Origin of the sequence: Streptomyces avidinii (genome assembly GCF_045161815.1) — a bacterium.
Taxonomy (GTDB): Bacteria; Actinomycetota; Actinomycetes; order Streptomycetales; family Streptomycetaceae; genus Streptomyces; species Streptomyces avidinii.
The window spans coordinates 7879074-7895864 of sequence record NZ_CP108863.1; the positions used below are offsets into that span (position 1 = coordinate 7879074).

General features: G+C 74.1%; 17 protein-coding genes. 6 read left to right on the forward strand and 11 right to left on the reverse strand.

Annotated features, from left to right (window positions below):
* Positions 1–7 precede the first annotated feature (7 nt).
* The gene (locus tag OG373_RS35585; RefSeq protein WP_397735484.1) at positions 8–214 is read left to right on the forward strand and encodes a cold-shock protein; all 207 of its coding nucleotides are present in this window, start codon (positions 8–10) and stop codon (positions 212–214) included.
* A gap of 187 nt (positions 215–401) precedes the next feature.
* Here OG373_RS35585 and OG373_RS35590 read toward each other — a convergent pair whose 3' ends face one another.
* On the reverse strand, positions 402–938 hold the full coding sequence (locus OG373_RS35590; RefSeq protein ID WP_405444319.1) for a TetR family transcriptional regulator: 537 nt from the start codon (positions 936–938) through the stop codon (positions 402–404).
* A 98-nt stretch (positions 939–1036) separates the two neighbouring features.
* Positions 1037–1390 carry a DUF1304 domain-containing protein gene (locus OG373_RS35595; protein WP_189966938.1) on the reverse strand — a complete coding sequence of 118 codons (354 nt, stop codon included), beginning with the start codon at positions 1388–1390 and terminating at the stop codon, positions 1037–1039.
* Between the two features lie 103 nt (positions 1391–1493).
* Here OG373_RS35595 and OG373_RS35600 point away from each other — a divergent pair, with 103 nt between their 5' ends.
* On the forward strand, positions 1494–2513 hold the full coding sequence (locus OG373_RS35600) for a BtrH N-terminal domain-containing protein (protein ID WP_405442747.1): 1020 nt from the start codon (positions 1494–1496) through the stop codon (positions 2511–2513).
* A 7-nt stretch (positions 2514–2520) separates the two neighbouring features.
* Here OG373_RS35600 and OG373_RS35605 read toward each other — a convergent pair whose 3' ends face one another.
* Positions 2521–2859 carry a thioredoxin family protein gene (locus tag OG373_RS35605; RefSeq protein ID WP_397735488.1) on the reverse strand — a complete coding sequence of 113 codons (339 nt, stop codon included), beginning with the start codon at positions 2857–2859 and terminating at the stop codon, positions 2521–2523.
* A 118-nt stretch (positions 2860–2977) separates the two neighbouring features.
* Between OG373_RS35605 and OG373_RS35610 the strand changes: the two genes are divergently transcribed.
* Positions 2978–3247: a hypothetical protein gene (locus OG373_RS35610; protein WP_397735490.1), complete on the forward strand. Its 270-nt coding sequence runs from the start codon at positions 2978–2980 to the stop codon at positions 3245–3247.
* 58 nt (positions 3248–3305) lie between these two features.
* Here OG373_RS35610 and OG373_RS35615 read toward each other — a convergent pair whose 3' ends face one another.
* From OG373_RS35615 to OG373_RS35630, 4 genes are read right to left on the reverse strand one after another with little or no spacing between them, the layout of a single operon-like run.
* Positions 3306–3680: a hypothetical protein gene (locus OG373_RS35615; RefSeq protein ID WP_405442749.1), complete on the reverse strand. Its 375-nt coding sequence runs from the start codon at positions 3678–3680 to the stop codon at positions 3306–3308.
* 35 nt (positions 3681–3715) lie between these two features.
* Positions 3716–7420 carry a CHAT domain-containing protein gene (locus tag OG373_RS35620; RefSeq protein WP_405442750.1) on the reverse strand — a complete coding sequence of 1235 codons (3705 nt, stop codon included), beginning with the start codon at positions 7418–7420 and terminating at the stop codon, positions 3716–3718.
* The gene (locus tag OG373_RS35625) at positions 7414–8394 is read right to left on the reverse strand and encodes a hypothetical protein (RefSeq protein ID WP_405442751.1); all 981 of its coding nucleotides are present in this window, start codon (positions 8392–8394) and stop codon (positions 7414–7416) included. Before OG373_RS35625 ends, OG373_RS35620 begins: the two co-directional genes overlap by 7 nt.
* Positions 8384–8659 (reverse strand): hypothetical protein, encoded by a 276-nt coding sequence (locus tag OG373_RS35630; protein WP_405442753.1) that lies wholly within the window; start codon positions 8657–8659, stop codon positions 8384–8386. The genes OG373_RS35625 and OG373_RS35630 overlap by 11 nt, the downstream gene beginning before the upstream one ends.
* 232 nt (positions 8660–8891) lie before the next feature.
* On the opposite strand from OG373_RS35630, the gene OG373_RS35635 reads away from it, so the two are divergent.
* Both OG373_RS35635 and OG373_RS35640 read left to right on the forward strand, forming a co-directional pair.
* Complete coding sequence (locus OG373_RS35635) at positions 8892–9251, forward strand: YciI family protein (protein WP_397735494.1); 360 nt, start codon at positions 8892–8894, stop codon at positions 9249–9251.
* 68 nt (positions 9252–9319) lie between these two features.
* On the forward strand, positions 9320–10540 hold the full coding sequence (locus OG373_RS35640; RefSeq protein WP_405444321.1) for an RNA polymerase sigma factor: 1221 nt from the start codon (positions 9320–9322) through the stop codon (positions 10538–10540).
* Between the two features lie 203 nt (positions 10541–10743).
* Here OG373_RS35640 and OG373_RS35645 read toward each other — a convergent pair whose 3' ends face one another.
* The 3 genes from OG373_RS35645 to OG373_RS35655 all read right to left on the reverse strand — a co-directional run bounded on the left by OG373_RS35645 (position 10744) and on the right by OG373_RS35655 (position 14827).
* Positions 10744–12222, reverse strand: coding sequence for a condensation domain-containing protein (locus tag OG373_RS35645; protein ID WP_405442754.1), 1479 nt, complete (start codon positions 12220–12222; stop codon positions 10744–10746).
* 344 nt (positions 12223–12566) lie between these two features.
* Positions 12567–13895: a hypothetical protein gene (locus tag OG373_RS35650; protein ID WP_405442756.1), complete on the reverse strand. Its 1329-nt coding sequence runs from the start codon at positions 13893–13895 to the stop codon at positions 12567–12569.
* Positions 13892–14827 carry a LysR family transcriptional regulator gene (locus OG373_RS35655; protein WP_405442758.1) on the reverse strand — a complete coding sequence of 312 codons (936 nt, stop codon included), beginning with the start codon at positions 14825–14827 and terminating at the stop codon, positions 13892–13894. Before OG373_RS35655 ends, OG373_RS35650 begins: the two co-directional genes overlap by 4 nt.
* Positions 14828–14898: 71 nt before the next feature.
* Here OG373_RS35655 and OG373_RS35660 point away from each other — a divergent pair, with 71 nt between their 5' ends.
* Positions 14899–15873, forward strand: a complete 975-nt coding sequence (locus tag OG373_RS35660; RefSeq protein ID WP_405442759.1) for an NAD-dependent epimerase/dehydratase family protein — start codon at positions 14899–14901, stop codon at positions 15871–15873.
* A 4-nt stretch (positions 15874–15877) separates the two neighbouring features.
* Here OG373_RS35660 and OG373_RS35665 read toward each other — a convergent pair whose 3' ends face one another.
* On the reverse strand, positions 15878–16636 hold the full coding sequence (locus OG373_RS35665) for a GntR family transcriptional regulator (protein WP_405442761.1): 759 nt from the start codon (positions 16634–16636) through the stop codon (positions 15878–15880).
* Between the last annotated feature and the right edge of the window lie 155 nt (positions 16637–16791).

Below are 16791 nucleotides of genomic sequence, written 5' to 3' on the forward strand. Positions count from 1 at the left end.
CAGCCAGATGGCAACAGGCATCGTGAAGTGGTTCAACTCGGAGAAGGGGTTCGGCTTCATCCAGCAGGACGATGGCGGCCCCGACGTGTTCGTGCACTTCTCCGCGATCGAGACCACCGGGTTCAAGTCGCTGGAGGAGAACGCGCGCGTCGAGTACTCCGTCTCCCAGGGCCCCAAGGGTCCGCAGGCTGAGCGGGTGATTCCCCTCGGCTAGTCCACTTCACGGGCCGAGCCCGTGACCCGCTGCCCCGCCGGTTCGTCCGGCGGGGCTTCGTGCGTTCCGGGGTGGGGCGGGCCCGGGGGTGGCCGGCCCGGGGGTGATCGGCCCGCTCGCCGCCCGGCCGCGCCCCTGCCGCTGTCGGGCCCGGGCAGGGGGTGGCCCGGGTGTGCGAGGGCCGTTCCTAGGTCCGACCGGGTCCGATCGCCGCGTGGAGGGTCATGAGCAGCCGCCACAGGTGGTTCGCCAGGGTCTGCGGATCCGCCGGGACCTCCCCGTGCAGCCAGTCCGCGAGGACCCCGGTGAACGCGGCCGCGACCGCCGATGCGACGAGCTCCGGATGGGGGGCGCCCACCGCCGCGCGCTCGGCGCGGGCCCTGGCGCGCAGTTCCCGGTGGAGGCGGTCGCCGAGCGGGCCGCTGCCGCCCGCGTGGAGCAGGGTCCGGTAGAGCGGCGCCCGCTCGGCAGCCTCCGCCAGGAACTCGGCCAGTGCGGCGGGGGGCCGGGTCGGGGGGCGCGGCGACGGGCCGGTCTGCCAGGCGTGCAGGGCGTCGACCGCCGCGTGCACCACGCCCGCGCAGGCGTCCACGGCTAGCGCGGTGAGGTCCTCGTAGTGCAGGTAGAAGGTGGCGCGGCCGACGCCGGCCCGGCGGACCACCGCCGAGACGCTGACCTCGGCGAGCGGCCGGTCGGCGCATTCGGCGAGCAGGCTCTCGCGCAGCCGCCCCTTGGTCCGGGCCGTCCGCGGGTCCTCCGGGCGGGGGTCCTCCGCCCGCGGGTCCTCCGCCCGCGGGTCCTCCGTCCGCGGGTCCTGCGGACTCACGCGGCCAGCAGCGCCGCGCCGAGGGCGAGGGCGCCGGGCAGGGCCTGGGCGACGAGGATCCGGCGGTTGGCGGTCGCGGCGCCGTACACCCCGGCGACGATCACGCAGACGAGGAAGAAGATCTGCGTGGCGAGCGAGTCGATGACGAGCGACCAGACCAGGCCGGCGGCGAGGAAGCCGTTGTAGAGGCCCTGATTGGCGGCGAGCGGTGCGGTGAGACGGGCGGTGTCCGCGTCGAAGCCGGAGAGCGCGCGGCCGGGGGGCCGCTGCCACAGGAACATCTCCAGAACCATGAAGTACGCGTGCAGCGCGGCCACGAGGCCGATCAGGATCGACGCGACCGTGTGCATGGTCGCCTCCACTTCTCAGGTCGGTAGTCGGCGTCCGGGCGGACACTTCCTGGACAACTGTACAGGAAGTCGGGCTGTCGGACCCCAGGGCTACGCTGGCCCGATGACCGAGCAGTCACCCCGGCCGAAGCCCACCGGACTCCTCTACGAGGACTTCGGCACCGGACGCCACCGCGAGAGCTCCCTCGTCCGGCACGCGCTCGGCAGCGTGCACCAGGAGGAACTGGTCGCGGGTCTCGCGGGCGGGATCGGCTTCATGTACTTCGTCTTCGAGTACGCCGGGCACCCGCCCCTGCTGACGATCGTCGCCCAGGCCCACCCCGACCCCTGGGTGGAGGCCGCCCTCGACCGGCTCCGCGTCCCCTACGAGGTCACCCACAGCTCCCGGCCCCGCTGGGACCGGGTGCGCACCGCCCTCGACGCGGGGCGGCCGGTGTTCTGCAGCGTCGACCGGTCCCGGCTCCCCTGGCACGGGGGTGCCCCGGACGAGATGGCCGGCGCCGACCCGTACACCGTGGTCCTCGCCGGGTACGAGGGCGACAGGCTGTACGTCGAGGACGGGGCCCCCGCCCCGTACCGGATCACCGAGCAGGACTTCGGCGCCGCCTGGTCCGGGCACCGCAAGGGGCGCCACCGGATGCTCGTGCCCACCGGCCCCGCCGACGGCGCGCCCGATGTGGACGGGGCCGTGGCCGCCACCGCCGCCCGCCTCACCGGACCGGTCCTGGGCAACAGGTTCGACGTCAACTTCGGCTTCTCGGGGATGGAGAAGTTCGCCGCCCAGCTGCTCGACGGCCGTACCAGGACCGGCTGGGAGCACCGCTTCGGCAGCCCGGAGGCCTTCCTCGCGGGGACCCGGCGGCTGTACGCGTGCCTGGAGGTGGAGTGGACCGCCCCCGGCGCCACCCGCCCGCTCTACGCGGACTTCCTCGACCTCGCGGGACGGTCGGAAGCGGCGGTTCTGCTGCGTGAATCGGCGGGCCACTGGTCCCGGCTCGCGGAACTGGCGCGCGGCGCCGACCCCGACGCGGACGCCCCGGGGCGGCGCGCCCTCTTCGACGCGTTCGCAGCTCTGGTGGAGGGCGCACTCGCCCTCGAACGCCGGGCCGTCGCCCTGCTCTGAACCGGGGTCAGAGGTGGGCGTCCAGGAACGCCCGGAACTCCTGGAGCGTCATCGGCCCGGCCTGGCTCGCGACCGCCTCGCCGTCCTTGATGAGCACGGCCGTCGGCGCGCCCGTCACGCCGTACCGCCGGGTCGGCCCGGGGCAGCGGGTCATGTCGGTGCGGACGGCGGTGAAGCGCGTCCCGTACTCCTCGGTCAGTTCGCCGACGACGGCGTCCATCGCGCGGCAGGCCTCGACGGCTTTGGGCCAGGTGCCGCAGAAGTACGCGAGCACGGGCCCGGTCGTCATCGAGAGGATGAAGTCGAACTCCTGGTCCTCCAGTGGCTGGTGCACCCGACGTGCCATGCGTGTCGCTCCTCGCTCGTGCGCCTCCCCGGATCGGGAGGGCGGCCCCCATCATCGCCGCCGCACCGGCCCGCGACCGCCGGGGCCGTTGTCAGTGGCGGCTGTGAAGCTGATCGGTATGGACGACAGGATGCTCCGGCGCCGGGTCTACGGCGCCGACCACGAGGACCCCGACCCCGGGCCGCGCCCCGGCCGCAGCTACGGCGAGCTGGTCGGCGGGCCGCTCGACGGCCTCCTCCTGGACATCACCGGCTGGAGTGCGCACCGGCTCGCCGAAGAGGCCGGGCTCCCCACGGAGATAGGGCGCTACGGAGCGGGCGGGCGCGCCCACTACCGCCGCCGCGCGGGGGATCCCGGCCGCTGGGACTGGACGGGCGACAGCCGCTGACGGCGGCGCGGGGCGGGGTGGCGCGGGAAGGGCGGGCCGGGCGGATCCGGAGGCCGGCTCAGCGGCTCGCGGCACCCCGGCTCACCCGGCGGGCCCAGAGCACGAGCGGTACCTGGAGCGGCAGCCGGGCGAGAGTCACGGCCCGGACCGCGGGGGAGCGGTGGCGCGCGTCGGCGGCCATCTTCACGTTGGCCGGGAACACGCCGACGAAGAACGCCGCCGTGGCCAGCGCGGCCACCCTGCGGGTGCGCGGATGGGCGACGCCCGCGGCGAGGGCCAGCTCGGCCACCCCGCTGGCGTACGTCCACCCGCGCGGGCTGCCCGGCAGCGAACGGGGCACGGTCGCGTCGAACTGCCTCGGCGCCGCCGCGTGGGCGACCGCGGCTCCGGCCAGCAGACCGGCGAGCAGCATGGGGGAGGAGATGCGCGCCATCGGGAATCCTCTCGGAGATGCCTGGGCCCGCGATCCTACTCGCGAGTAGCCGGGTCCGGTCGGGCCCCGGGGGATTCCTGCCGGCCCACGTGGACGAAGGCGGCCCAGAAGCGGCTCTCCGCGTAGCAGGGGATCCGCGGCGGCCGGCTGTCCAGGAAGGCCACGGCCTCGCGCAGGCGCGCGCGGGCCGGTTCGTCCGGCACGGCGTCGAGCAGGTCGGCGCACCACCGGGACAACTGCTCCGCCGTGGAGTCCCGCAGCCACAACTGGGCCGTGCGCAGGGCCCGCCCGGCGCCCACGGGGGCGCCTTCGGACATGCCGCATTCCAGCTCGTGGTAGAAGCGGGTCGCGATGAGCATGGTCGCCAGGTCGTTCACGTTCCACAGCGCGGCGATCACCTCGCGCGCACCGGCCTGGAGCAGCCCCGAGGCCAGCCCGATGGCCTCGTCCGGCAGGAACGCGTCGGTGGACGCCGTGCGGCAGGCCGACGCGAACACCAGCCGCACGCCCCGGAAGGCACGGCCGGCCATGATCCCGCGGAGCGTCATCCGGGTGCCCCCGGCCAGCACGAAGGCCGATTCCAGCGGGCTCTCCTGCTCGAAGGAACCGTGACACGCCAGGTGGACGTGCGTGGCCCCGGGGACGTCCTCCTCGAGGAACACAGGAGCGACGGCCGCCGCGCCGTGCCGCACCGTCCGCCGGGACCAGGGGAGCAGCGCGCCGACGGCCGCGGCCTCGGCCGACGCGTAGGGCAGATCGTTCGTCGGGTCGCCGACGGCCGCCAGCACCGGGGGCCCCGGCCGGGCCGCCGGCCTGCGGGCGAGCACGGCCGCCGAGGGCGCGTAGGACACCGCGAACTCGTCCAGCAGGCACCGGCCGTCGTGGAGGTAGGAGTGCAGCGGCAGCCCCGCCAGCGGACCGCACGCGACCAGGGTGACCTCCGCGACGCCCATGCCGCGCAGCCACACCGCCAGGGCGTCGGTGAGCCGGCCGTGGAGCAGCGGGCCCGGATCGCCGGCGGCCGGGACGTCCCGCTGGTCCACGATCCGGCTGTCGATGTCCAGGCCGCCCCCCTCGTCGCGCCGGACGAGCAGCAGACGTACGACCTCCGCGGACCCGAACACGTAGACCAGGGGACGGTGCGGGAGCACGGCGGCGGACAGCTCGCCGAGACCCGGCGGGCGCAGGAGCTCGGCCGCCGCGGTCAGGCGGGCGAGGGCGTCGTCCCGTTCCCGGCGCGCCTTGGCGATCGCCCGCACCAATGACAACTGGAGCCGCTCGACGTCGGACGTGCCGTAGGCGGCGGGCACCGACCGTTCGACGCCCGCGAGCGCCGCCAGCCGGTCGCAGGCCGCCCGGTAGGCGTCGAAGGCTTCGGGGTCGCCGTCGCGTGCGCTGCGCAGCACGTCCTGTTCCTGCTGCAGGCTCTCGCCCAGCTCCCGGGCCAGGGTCCGTTCCAGGAGGAGGACGGCGTCCAGGGTGCGGCCCGCCCTGACCATCACGGTGACGATCCCCAGCACGTCGCGCGCCGCCGCCCGCTGCTCCATGTGCCGGCTCTGCCTGAGCAGGGCGTCCTGATAGAGGCTCTCGTGCAGCTCCGCGGCCCGCGCCCCCGCGTCCGCCGCGGCCCGCCAGTCCTCCCGCTCGGCGAGGAACCGCAGATAGACCATGGCGGCCTTGAACGCGTCGCCGCCCTGGCCGCGTTCGGAGAGGGTCCTGATCGTCTCCTCGTGGACGGTGCGGTCCTCCGTGGGCTCCAGCTGCGTCAGGTTGAGCTGGACGCTCGCCCAGTCCCGGGGGCTGTGCTCGAGCGTCAGCACCCGCAGGGCGGCCCGGAAGTGTTCTGCCGCGGCGCGGAGTTGCTCCGGTTCTCCGGTCTGCCCGCGCATCACCCCGAGGAAGGACTGCGTCAGCGCCCACTGCCGCGGGGTCGCCTCCTGCGTGAACACCTGGAGGCAGGAGGTCAGATGGGCGATCGCGCGGTCGAGATCAGGTTCGGCTCGCACCTCGCCGTCGCCGAAGGCGACCCCGAGGTTGAACTCGGCGTTGGCCCAGTCCCGCGGGTGCTCCTCCAGGGTGAAGACGGACTGCGCGGCCATGAACGCCTGGACGGCCAGCCGCTGCGTGGCCTCGACGTCGCGGCCACGCATCATGCTGTAGGCCACGCCGAGCGAGACCTGGGACATGGCCCAGTCCAGCGGCATCTCGTCCTTGGGCTGGGCCGCGAGGGACGCGCGGTAGTGCTCGATGGCACGCCACAGGTTCGCCTCCCGGCCCTCACGGATCCGGTCCCGGTACAGCCGCGCGAGGTTGTGGTGGACGTCCCCGCGCTGTACGGCCTCCGTGACGGGGTCGAGCAGGTCGAGGGCCTCGTGGGCCGCGCTGATGGCCTCCTCGGAGTTCCGCTCCGGATCCCCCGTGGTCCGCAGGGGCAGCAGCCTGACGACCGTGTTGAGCAGTTTCGCCCGCATCACGGGATCGGCGTCCCCGGGCATGGAGTCGAGTACGTCGCGGCACAGGACGATGCCCCGCTCGATGTCCTCGCTCCGGGCGCTCAGCCCGGCCTCGTCGAGCAGGGCCTGGGCGAGGGCGCACGCGACGACCGGACGGCGGGGATGATCCGCAGGCACCTCGGCCGCGCACTGCTCGAAGAGGGCCCGGGCCTCCGCCGCGTTGGCCACGGGGTCGCCCTCGCGGCGCCGGTCGTAGGCGATGCCCAGATTGACCCTGAGCTCCAGGGTGACACCGAGCTCCGCGGTCTCGGGCAGGTCCAGGATCGCCCGCAGGGCCGTGATGGCCTCGTCCGTGTCGATCTTTCCGTTCGTGCGCGGCGAGAGGACCTCCTCCGCCAGCAACATGCACAGCATCACCCAGCCGGTCCCCGAGACCTCGTACGGGTTGGTGGCGAGCGCGTCGCGGATCCGGCGCAGGCGTTCGTCGCGGTCGGGGATGTCCTCGAGGCTCTCGGCGAACTCGAAGACGTCCATCATCCGCGGGTCCTCCGGCGGACGCTCCGCGGGGGCGTTCTCCTCGGCCCAGTCCAGCAGCTCCCGTAACTGCGCCAGCAGCCCGGCGGCGGTGCGTCGCTCCTCGCCCTCGGGCAGCCGGCCCTCGGCGTCCGCGGCCAGCTGTACCGCGCGCGCCAGGCCGGCCCGGTGGGCCGCGGGACTCCCGTCGAAGGTGGTGGCGAGCTGCAGGGCCAGGGACAGCTGGTACCGGGGCAGGTCGGGGTCGGCCGCATCGGTCAGCAGCCGCTCCAGTGCGGCCCGGCGAAGGGCGAGCAGAGGGGCGGTCGGCTCGCCGGGGTGCGCGTCGACGAGCCCGCACACCGTGCGGGACATCGCCCGTGCGGACGTGCCGGGCAGGTCCTGGTCCACGAGGGACCACAGGGTCTGCACCGCCGTGAGCAGGTCATCGGGTTCGCCGGAGAGGGCGTACCGGCATTCCTGCGCCCGGAAGAGGTTGAAGGAGGCCGAGGCCCGTTTCGCGGCCGGGATGGAGGGCAGCCGCAGGCCGCTCTCCAGGCAGGTCAGCGCCCCTGCCAGGTCGTCGATGCGGCCGTTCTCCAGGTGCCGCTGCAGCCGGATCGTGCCGACGGCGATCAGGGCGGACCAGCGCGCCGGCACCGACAGCGAGGGAAAGCCGGGATGGGTGATGACCGCTTCCCAGGCCGCGCCGAACGTGTCCGGATCGGTGTCGGGCGGCAGGCCGATGGCATGGTCGAAGAGCTCGCTCAGCACGGTGGGGGACCTCCGGAGGCACCGGACGAGGACGGATCGGTGAAGAGCGGCTCGGGCCGGCGGGACCCGGCGGAGAGGTAGGTGGTGAGCCGCCGCCCGGCCCGGTACTCCGCGAGCGGGTTCTCCGGGAGGGGATGGCGCAGGGACCCGTACAACTGCTGCCGGTACAGGTCGAAGCAGGATTCGACGACGTCCGCGTGCAGCCGCGCGGCGGACAGCAGGAAGCCGCGGTACGCCGTGGCGGCGACGGCCAGGGACAGCGGGACCGCCCAGACGGACCACACCGACCACACGCAGCTCAGGACGGCGCAGGCCCACACGTGCGCGGTCAGGTGCACCGACCGGCGGGAGGCGAGGACCTCGGTCCTGGCCGTGTCCGGCAGGAGCAGCCACAGCCTGGGCCAGCAGACGACCGGGTCCAGCCCGTAGTGGGCGCGCACCCGGTCCTCCGAGGCCCGAAGTACGTTGCCGAACCGCGTCGGCATCCTGCGCCGGGGATCGAACGGCACCGACCGCACGCGACGGGCCAGGCGGCCGCGCCGCGCGAGCGACTCGGCGTCGAGGGAATCGGCGGGGCGGGCGGCGAGCGGACGCAGCGCCGCGATGTCGGCGTCGGCGCGCCGGCCGAGCCGTTCGCGCAGCCGGCGCCGCGGCCCCGGAAGGAGCACCCAGTACCCCTCCAGGCCGCGGATGAGCGGCTGGGAGAAGAACTGCAGGAGCAGCCCGGACAGGGTGAGCAACAGCAACAGCCCCACCACCGCGGCCCCTTGCACGAGGACGGGCAGCTCGGTCAGCCCCGCCGTCCACTGCTTCGCCGCCCCCGCCCAGCCCAGCTTCTGCACCGTGGGCCACCCCACGCCGCGCAGCCAGGCGGCGGCCCCGGCCAGCCAGAACAGACAGGCCGGTGAGAACAGCGCGGCCAGCCAGCGCTCGGACAGTTTCCCGCCCAGTCCCTTCCAGAAGTCATTCAGCACCTGGCTGCCACCCCGCCGACCGGTGGATGAGCGTCGAGTCGTCGTTCGGACAGCGTTCGGGCAAGGGGGTGGGGTCCTGGACGTCGAGCACGGGATACGCGTAGTCGCACTGCGAACACACCACCCGGTCGAAGTCGGCGAAGGCGTCCCCGGCCAGCCCCATGTACGAACGGCCGTCGCCCCGCTCCCCACCGCCCGGACCGTCCTCGTCGGACGCCACCGGCCGCTGCCCCCCGGCCGCGTCGATCTCGTGTTCAGCCGCCAACGGATCCGCCCCCGTTCCGTTGTCGTGCCCCGCCCAGGTCCAGCACACCGCCGAACGGGGCCGCTGTCCAGAGGGCCCGAGGGGGTCGGATTGGGGCCGGATGGGGGGACCCGGTGGCCGCCGCGGAAAATTCCTCGAAGAATTTTCCCGGAGCTGTCGATCCGGGCGTCTCCCGTTCGACGCAGGGGTGAGAGGCGGGGAACGTCCCCGCCCTCCCGACCGAGGAGTCACCATGCCGCGCTTCCTGACGATGATCCGCATCAACGAGCAGGACCTGCCCACCGACACCGTCTTCCCGCCCGAGTTCGAGCAGCGGATGGGCGCCCTCCTGGAGGAGATCACCAAGGCCGGCGTCATGCTCGACACCGCCGGGCTGCTCCCCACCTCCGAGGCGACCCGGCTCAGCTGGTCCGGCGGGAAGATCAGCTACACCGACGGCCCCTTCACCGAGACCAAGGAGGTCGTCGGCGGCTACTCCCTCAGCCAGTGCAAGGACAAGGCCGAGGCCATCGAGTGGACCCGGCGCTTCCTCGAGATCCACCCGGTGGAATGGAAGGTCAGCGCGGAGGTCCGGGAGATCCAGGAGATGTGATCCCCGCGTTCCCGCGCCGCGTTTGCCCTGCCTCGTCACGGCTGCTCTGATGGGTGGCCGTGACGGCAGTGAGTGCGGCCCAAGCGGTCGAAGCGGTGTTCAGGATCGAGTCCGCGCGGATCATCGCGGGTGTCGCCCGGATCGTGCGTGACGTCGGCATCGCCGAGGAGATCGCCCAGGACGCCCTCGTCGCGGCGCTGGAGCAGTGGCCGCAGGCGGGCATCCCGGACCGGCCGGGCGCCTGGCTCATGGCCACGGCCAAGCACCGCGCGATCGATCTGGTCCGCCGCAAGGAGACGTACGCGCGCAAGCTCGCGGAGGTCGGCCGGAGCCTGGAGGACGTACCGCCGCCCGCCGAACCGGCCGACCCCGAGGACATCGACGACGACCTGCTCCGCCTGATCTTCACCTCCTGCCACCCCGTCCTCGCCACCGACGCCCGGATCGCGCTCACCCTGCGCCTGATGGGAGGGCTGACCACCCAGGAGATCGCCCGCGCCTTTCTCACCTCCGAGGCCACCGTCGCCCAGCGCATCGTCCGGGCGAAGCGGGCCCTGGCCAAGGCCGGGGTGCCGTTCGAGGTTCCGTACGGTGCCGATCGCGAGGCGCGGCTCTCCTCGGTCCTGGAGGTCATCTACCTCGTCTTCAACGAGGGGTACTCGGCGACCGCCGGGGACGACCTCGTCCGCCCCGCCCTGTGCGAGGACGCCCTGCGCCTGGCCCGCGTACTGGCCGCCCTGATGCCGAAGGAGCCCGAGGTGCACGGCCTGGCCGCACTGCTGGAGTTCCAGGCATCCCGGATCGCCGCCCGCACCGGCCCCGACGGGGAACCGGTGCTGCTCGCCGACCAGAACCGGGCCCGGTGGAACCGCATGCTCATCCACCGGGGCGCCCGGGCGCTCGGCCATGCCGGGAACGGCCCGTACGCGGTCCAGGCCGCCATCGCGGGCTGCCACGCGGCGGCGGTCCGCTACGAGGACACCGACTGGCCGAGGATCGCCGCGCTGTACGGGCGGCTCGTCCAGCTGATCCCGTCCCCGGTGGTGGAGCTCAACCGGGCCGTCGCCGTCTCCATGGCCGAGGGCCCGGCGGCGGCCCTGCCGCTGGTCGACGCCCTGGCGGCCGAACCGGCGATGAGCGCCTACCACTTGCTGCCGAGCGTACGAGGAGACCTGCTGGAGCGGCTGGGCCGGACGGAGGAGGCCCGGGCGGAGTTCGAGCGGGCGGCGTCACTCACGCACAACGCCCGGGAACGCACCCTGCTGCTGGGGCGTGCGTCCCGGCTCTGAACCGGCTCGGACCCGGTGGAGAGGCGGGTCCGGCGGGAGTCCCGTCCCGACCGTCGACAGCCCGCTCGCCCACGCCGACATGCTGCTGCACGGCTCGGCCGCCCGGCTGCCGACAGCGGTCCTCCGCACCGCCGCCGGGTACGCGATCCTGCGCGCCGGGGTCCTGCCGTGCCGGACCGGGTACACCGCCCGTGCCACCGCGCTCAGCCGCGGCGGGCGAAAGCGGCCACGTCCAGCGGGGTCCGGACGGGGCGGCGCGGCGCGGTCAGCGCGATGGGGCGGCGGAAGCCGCCGGACCGGACGATCTCCTGGACGGTGAGGCGCAGCGCCGTCTGGAAGTCGCCCATGGTCCGGCGGGCCGCCGGGGTGTCGACGTAGAGGGAGTTCATGTGCATCCCGTCGGCGTCCCGCTGGAACCACGAACAGGCCCCGTTGGCACGCGCCGACCACACATGGGTGGTGGGCCGCCACTCGTCGTGGCGCTCGGCCCCGGGGCACTTGCGCATGTCGATGTACGAGAAGAAGTTCACCGGGTGCGGCCAGGAGCGGGCGGCGAACTCCTCGGGCGCCAGCAACTCCCACGCCCGTACGAACGGCACGTCGAGATGGCTCATCATCTCGCCGAAGCCCGCCCGGACGGAGGCCATCACCTGGGCGAAGTCCCGGCCGGGCGAGGCGTCGAACTCGATGGGCAGGGTGTTGACGAACCACCCCACCGAGTGCGCCCAGGTGTCCCGGCCGCGCTCACTGACCGGCATGAGGCCGCGGTACACGCCCGGGCCGCCGGCCTCGCGCAGGCAGACGGCGACCGAGGCGAGCACCCCCATGAACGGCTTGCCGTCCACCGCCAGACACGTCTTCTCGAACACCTCGGCCTCGGCGGCGTCCAGGAGGGTGGAGGCCTCGTTGACGATCGGGTACATCCGGCCCGGCTCGACACCGAGGTCGAGGGGGAAGCGGGGGAAGAACTCCCCGGCCGGCCCCATGAAGGCCTTCCAGTAGTCGAGGCGTTCGTCGCGGGCGTCGATGGACAGATAGCGGCGGCGCTGCTCCTCGGCGAAGTCGAGGTAGCTGGGCGCCGGCGGCAGCTCGACGGCCTCGCCGCGGCACAGGGCCTCGTAGCCGGTCGACACCTCGCGGGCCACGATCGGCATCGACATGCCGTCGCAGACGATGTGGTCGAAGGCGAGGTAGACCGTCGAGGAGTCCTCGCGCACCACCGCACCCATGATGAACAGAGGCCAGGAGAGGGTGTCGATGCTCCGCTTGAACCGCTCGACGAGGAACTCGCCCAGCCCTTCGGAGGTCCCGAACTCGCCCACCTGCCGGGCCTCGAGGGTCAGGCCGGCGGGATCGAACGGCTCGCAGGCCACCTCGCCCGCGAGACGGCGGAACGCACACCGCAGGACCTCGTGGCGCTGCACGAAGGACAGCAGGGACTGCGCCAGGGCCTGCTCGTCCAGCGGGCCGGTCACTTCGAAGGTCACCGCCACCCAGGACGCGACCGGGTCGTCGGCAGCCCGGCTCTCCTCGGCGACGGTGAAGTGCTTGTCCTGGTTGAAGGACGCCTTCCTGCCCGCCGGGTCGCCCGGGCCGGCGGCCTCCGCCGCCGCGGACGTGAGCCGCCACTCCACCACCCGGCCCGGTGCCATGTGGTGCATCTCCAGAGGAAACTGCCGCATACCGTCATCCCTTCGCCCCCGAGTCAACCCCCAGGCCCTAACGACCCCCGGCCCGGTGAGGTGACGAAATCCCTCCGGGCGGTGTCCTATTCGGTGTGCAGCGCCGCCGCGATCGTCATCCGGGCCGCCGACCGCGCCGGAACCAGCGCGCCGAGAACGCCGATCGCGACCCCGGCCGGCTGGGCCGTCTCTTTCGAATCTTGTCGGCCGAGCCCGCGGCGTCCGGCGGCGTGCATCGCAAGGCGGAGGGTCGTCCTGGTACTGGACGTACCGGGGCGGGCCCGACAACGCGGCGAGGTGCGGTGCCGGGCGTCGCGGGCCCGGCAGGATCCGAAAGAGACGGCCTAGAGGAGCCGGGCCATCGCGGCGTGCGGCAGTGAGGGGTTGCCCGCCGCGGCCTCCGCCACGCTGTGGTTCTCGTCGGCGAGCAGCTCGGTGACGGCTTCGGGCGGGAGCGCCGGGTGGGCGGCGGCGAGGGGCCGGGCCGTCCGGTCCGCCAGGCAGGCGAGCAGTGCCGGGCCCGTCGCGTTCGGGTGCCGGGCGACCTCCTTCAACGCCCGCCGCACGCCCGGTCGATGCCGCGTCAGGTCCTCCAGCAGGGATCCGGTGGCGTCCGGGTTGGCGGCGACCCGGGCGAGGACCTGTACGCCGAACCGTCCGACCATCGCACGCAGCGCGGCCTCGGACAGGCCGGGGTGCGGTGCGACGGCCTGCACCACGGCCGCGTCGGGATCGCCCGCCAGCGCGTCCCGCACCTGCGCGGGCAGATCGTGCCGCCGCGCCACGAGCATCCGTACGGGGGCGAGCGGGGACGCGGCCAGCTCCGCGAGTTCGGCCTGCGTGGCGGCGGCGATCCGCGGCAGCAGGTCCGACCCGGTGCGGTGTTCGACGACCAGCTCGGCCAGCAGGTCGAGCGGTACGTGCGGATGCCCGGCGAGGGCGCACCGTACGTCCTCGTCCGGGTCGGCGGCCAGGACACCGATCAGCTCCGGCCCGACCCCGGGGTTGCGCGCGTACGCGGCACGGACCCCGGGCAGCGGATCGGCGGCCAGCCGGGCGTAGAGCGACTGCGGCAGATCGGTGCGCTCGGAGAGGGCCCAATTCAGGCTGAGTACGGGGTCCTCGGCCAGGGCGAGCACCGACTCGACCGGCGTGGCCGGGTTGGCCGCGACCGCGAGGCGGACCCGGGGATCGGGGTGGAGCGCGAGACGGGCGGTCACGCGACTGCCCGTCCAGAGGGCGAGCTCCGCCACCACCTCGGAGTCGGGGTCGGCCGCGAGCCGGTCCGTGACATCGGGCGGCAGGCCGGGGCAGGACGCCAGCTTCCAGCGGACCCCGGAGTCCGGGTGCGCCGCGAGGAGAGGGGCCCACTCGGGGCGGCCGCGGCCCTCGTCGAGCAGGGCGACGGCCACGTAGGGCGCGGCCGCGGGATCCACGTCGGCCGCGTCGAGCTTCCCGCTGTAGGCGAGGAACATGGCAGTGTGATGCGCCTTTCCGGCGAGCGCCAGCGCCTGTTCGCGGCGCAGGTCGGCGCGGTCGGCCAGGGAGTGGGCCAGGTCATCGGCGAACTCGGGCTCGTCCCCGGCCTCCTTCATCGCGCGGGCCATCAGGCGATCGACCAGCTCGGGCGGCAGCGCCGGATTGGCGGCGAGCCCGCACAGCAGATGGTTCACGGACGCTCCCCGGTGGGTGCCCCGGCCGGCGCCCCGGCGCCGGCGGCGGCGGTGACGAGCGCGGCGGTCAGGGCCTCGGCGTACGGCTGCGGGCGCCGCCGCCGAGGCAGGACCACCCCGATGTGCCGGGCGGGGCGCGGTGGTTCGACGCGGACCACGGCCGACTCCGGGGCCGGCGCGAGCGAGACGTGCGGGACCAGGGAGACCCCGACGCCCGCCGTGACCAGGGTCTGCGCGAAGAAGTAGTCGGTGGTGGAGGCCGCCACTCGGAGGTCGAAACCGGCGAGCTCCGCGTACCGGCGCAGATAGGCCTCCGTCTTCAGACAGCCCAGCACCCAGCGATCGGCGTGCAGTTCGGCCAGGCCCACCGACGGCCGCTGCGCGAGGCGGTGGCCGCGCGGCAGCACCAGCCACAGCGGATCCTCCATCAGCGGCACCCAGTCCAGCCCCGGGCGCTCGTCCGGACGCACCGGCGGCGGCCCGTCGAAGTGGTACGCCAGGGCGAGGTCGGCGGCGCCGCCGCGCACCATCGGCACGGCGTCCTCCGGCTCGCTCTCCAGCACCGTCAGCTCCACCTCCGGATGCGCGTCCACGAACCGGGACAGTGCCGCGGGCAGCAGGTGCCGGCCCCCGCTGGTGAAGGTGGCCACGGTGAGGCGGGGCCGCTGCGCCGTGAGCCGGTCGATCGCGTGCCGGACCCGGTCCAGCTCGTCGGATATCGACTCGGCCGCTTCGACCAGCAGCCGGCCGGGCTCGGTGAGAGTGATCCCGCGCGTGCTGCGCACCGCCACCGGGTGGCCGACCGAGCGCTCCAGCGCGGCGATCTGCTGGGATACGGCCGACGGGGTCAACAGCAGGGCTGAGGCGGCCCGGTTGAAGCTGCCGTGCTCGGCCACCGCCCGCAGGACACGCAGCCGCTGCACATCGATCATCAGTTTTCCTTACGACCTGTTCAGCGGCTCGTCGGTTCCGCCCGGGACGATACAACGGCAGAGTCGAACGCATGAAGCGGATTCTCGTCATCGGTGGCAGCCGGTACTTCGGAAAGACCCTGGTCACCCGGGCGCGCGACGCGGGCCACCGGGTCACCGTCCTCAACCGCGGCTCCGCCGCACCGCCCCCCGGCGTCGGCCGCCTCGTCGCCGACCGCGAGGACGAGGAAGGGCTGCGGGCGGCGCTGGGCTCCCGCGGCTTCGACGTGGTCGTGGACCAGGTCTGCTACACGCCGCTCCAGGCCGCCGTGGCCCGCAGGGTGTTCGCCGGGCGGACCGGGCGCTACGTCATGACCTCGACGATGGAGGTGTACGACCCGGCCACGCTCCCCGCCGGTCCGCACTTCCCCGCCACCGCCGCCGCCGGCTCAGCCACCGCCCCGGCCCGCGCCCCCGCCCCCGTCACCGAGGCGTCGCTCGACCCCGCGCGCCTGCCGCTCGTACCGGCGGCGCCGGGCCGCGCGCCCGGGCCCGCGTACGCCTATGCAGAGGGGAAGCGGCGGGCCGAGGCCGTCTTCCTGCGCGAGCCGGCCTTCCCGTACGTCGGCGTGCGCGCGGCGCACGTCCTCGGCGGCGGCCCCGCGGAGTTCACCGGTCGGCTCGCGCACTACGCGGACCGGATCGGGGCCGGCATCCCGGTCGCCGTCCACGAGGCCCCGTACGCCACCTCGTTCATCCATCACCAGGAGATGGCCGAATTCCTGCTCCGGACGGCGCAGCAGACCTTCACCGGGACCGTCAACGCGGCCTCGCACGGCGCGCTCGACGTCATCGCGCTCTGCGAGGCGGTCGCGGAGCAGGTCGGGCGCAGCCCGCGGTACCGGGTGGTCGGGCCGGGCGCCGCCGCCTCGCCCTTCTCCTTCGACCGCGCCTACGCCATGGACAACGGCCGTGCCTCGGCCCTGGGGTTCCGCTTCGGCCGGGTCACCGACTGGCTGCCGGGGGCGATCGCCGAGACCGCCGCCACCCCGCGCGCCGCGCTCTGACGGATCACTGGTCTCCGACGCGCCGTTCCAAGGGAGTTGCCACCGACGAGTTGCTCACACTGAAGGTGACGCTTCCGGCCCGGTAGCGGTCGTCGGACCACTCGATCGGGCGGCCGGTGGCCGTCACGGAGACATGCCGCTGGCGCAGCAGCGGGCTGCCGCGGCGGATTTCCAGCAGCCGGGCGTCCTCGCTGCCGGCCGGAAGGGCGTCGATGAGGTGCTCGCCGTAGTGGGCGACGACCCCCGAGCCCTCGGCCAGGCTGTCCATGACGGAGCGGCACTCCACCGGCATCGCCTCGACGGCTGCCGCGACCCAGTCGGCGTAGGCGGTCCGCTCCACCATCGTGGGCTCCCCGTCGAGCAGGCGCAGCCGAAGCACGGCCAGGATCTCCGTACCCGGGGCCAGCGCGAGCCGGTCCGCCTCCTCGGCCGTCGCGGGCCTGCGGGTGCGGGACAGGAAGCGGCTGGCGGCCCGGTGCCCGAGGCGCTCGGCCCACTGGGCGAAGCTGTTGAGCTCGCCGAAGCTGTGCCGGCGTTCCCGGCGCAGGACGATGCGGCGCGCGCCCTGGCGGGAACCGATCAGCCCCTCCGCGGCGAGGGTGGCCACCGCCTGGCGGACCGTCCCGCGCGATGCCGACCAGCGTGCCGCCAGATCGCTCTCCGAGGGCAGGTGCGCCCCCACCGGGAGCTCGCCCGAGAGGATCTCCCGGCGCAGCGCCTCGGCGATCTCCAGGTACCTGACCGTGCCCGCGTTCGTGCTCATGCCGTTCGCCCCCTGATTGCCGTGTGCCGGCGGTGCCGTGCCGGAATCGCTGTGCACCGGCCTCACATGATCATTCCAACAGGTTCTGTCACGGCTTCTTCCGGTCATTCTCGTCTCTTCGTCGAGTCGTGCTCCACGGGACAGGCGCCGTTCAC

Bases quoted from the DNA above. Each gene is read 5' to 3' on its own strand.
- OG373_RS35595 (WP_189966938.1), bottom strand. From the start codon at position 1,390: ATGCACACGGTCGCGTCGATCCTGATCGGCCTCGTGGCCGCGCTGCAC.
- OG373_RS35605 (WP_397735488.1), bottom strand. From the start codon at position 2,859: ATGGCACGTCGGGTGCACCAGCCACTGGAGGACCAGGAGTTCGACTTC.
- OG373_RS35655 (WP_405442758.1), bottom strand. From the start codon at position 14,827: ATGATCGATGTGCAGCGGCTGCGTGTCCTGCGGGCGGTGGCCGAGCAC.
- OG373_RS35635 (WP_397735494.1), top strand. From the start codon at position 8,892: ATGCCGCGCTTCCTGACGATGATCCGCATCAACGAGCAGGACCTGCCC.
- OG373_RS35600 (WP_405442747.1), top strand. From the start codon at position 1,494: ATGACCGAGCAGTCACCCCGGCCGAAGCCCACCGGACTCCTCTACGAG.
- OG373_RS35665 (WP_405442761.1), bottom strand. From the start codon at position 16,636: ATGAGCACGAACGCGGGCACGGTCAGGTACCTGGAGATCGCCGAGGCG.
- OG373_RS35585 (WP_397735484.1), top strand. From the start codon at position 8: ATGGCAACAGGCATCGTGAAGTGGTTCAACTCGGAGAAGGGGTTCGGC.
- OG373_RS35610 (WP_397735490.1), top strand. From the start codon at position 2,978: ATGGACGACAGGATGCTCCGGCGCCGGGTCTACGGCGCCGACCACGAG.
- OG373_RS35660 (WP_405442759.1), top strand. From the start codon at position 14,899: ATGAAGCGGATTCTCGTCATCGGTGGCAGCCGGTACTTCGGAAAGACC.
- OG373_RS35645 (WP_405442754.1), bottom strand. From the start codon at position 12,222: ATGCGGCAGTTTCCTCTGGAGATGCACCACATGGCACCGGGCCGGGTG.
- OG373_RS35615 (WP_405442749.1), bottom strand. From the start codon at position 3,680: ATGGCGCGCATCTCCTCCCCCATGCTGCTCGCCGGTCTGCTGGCCGGA.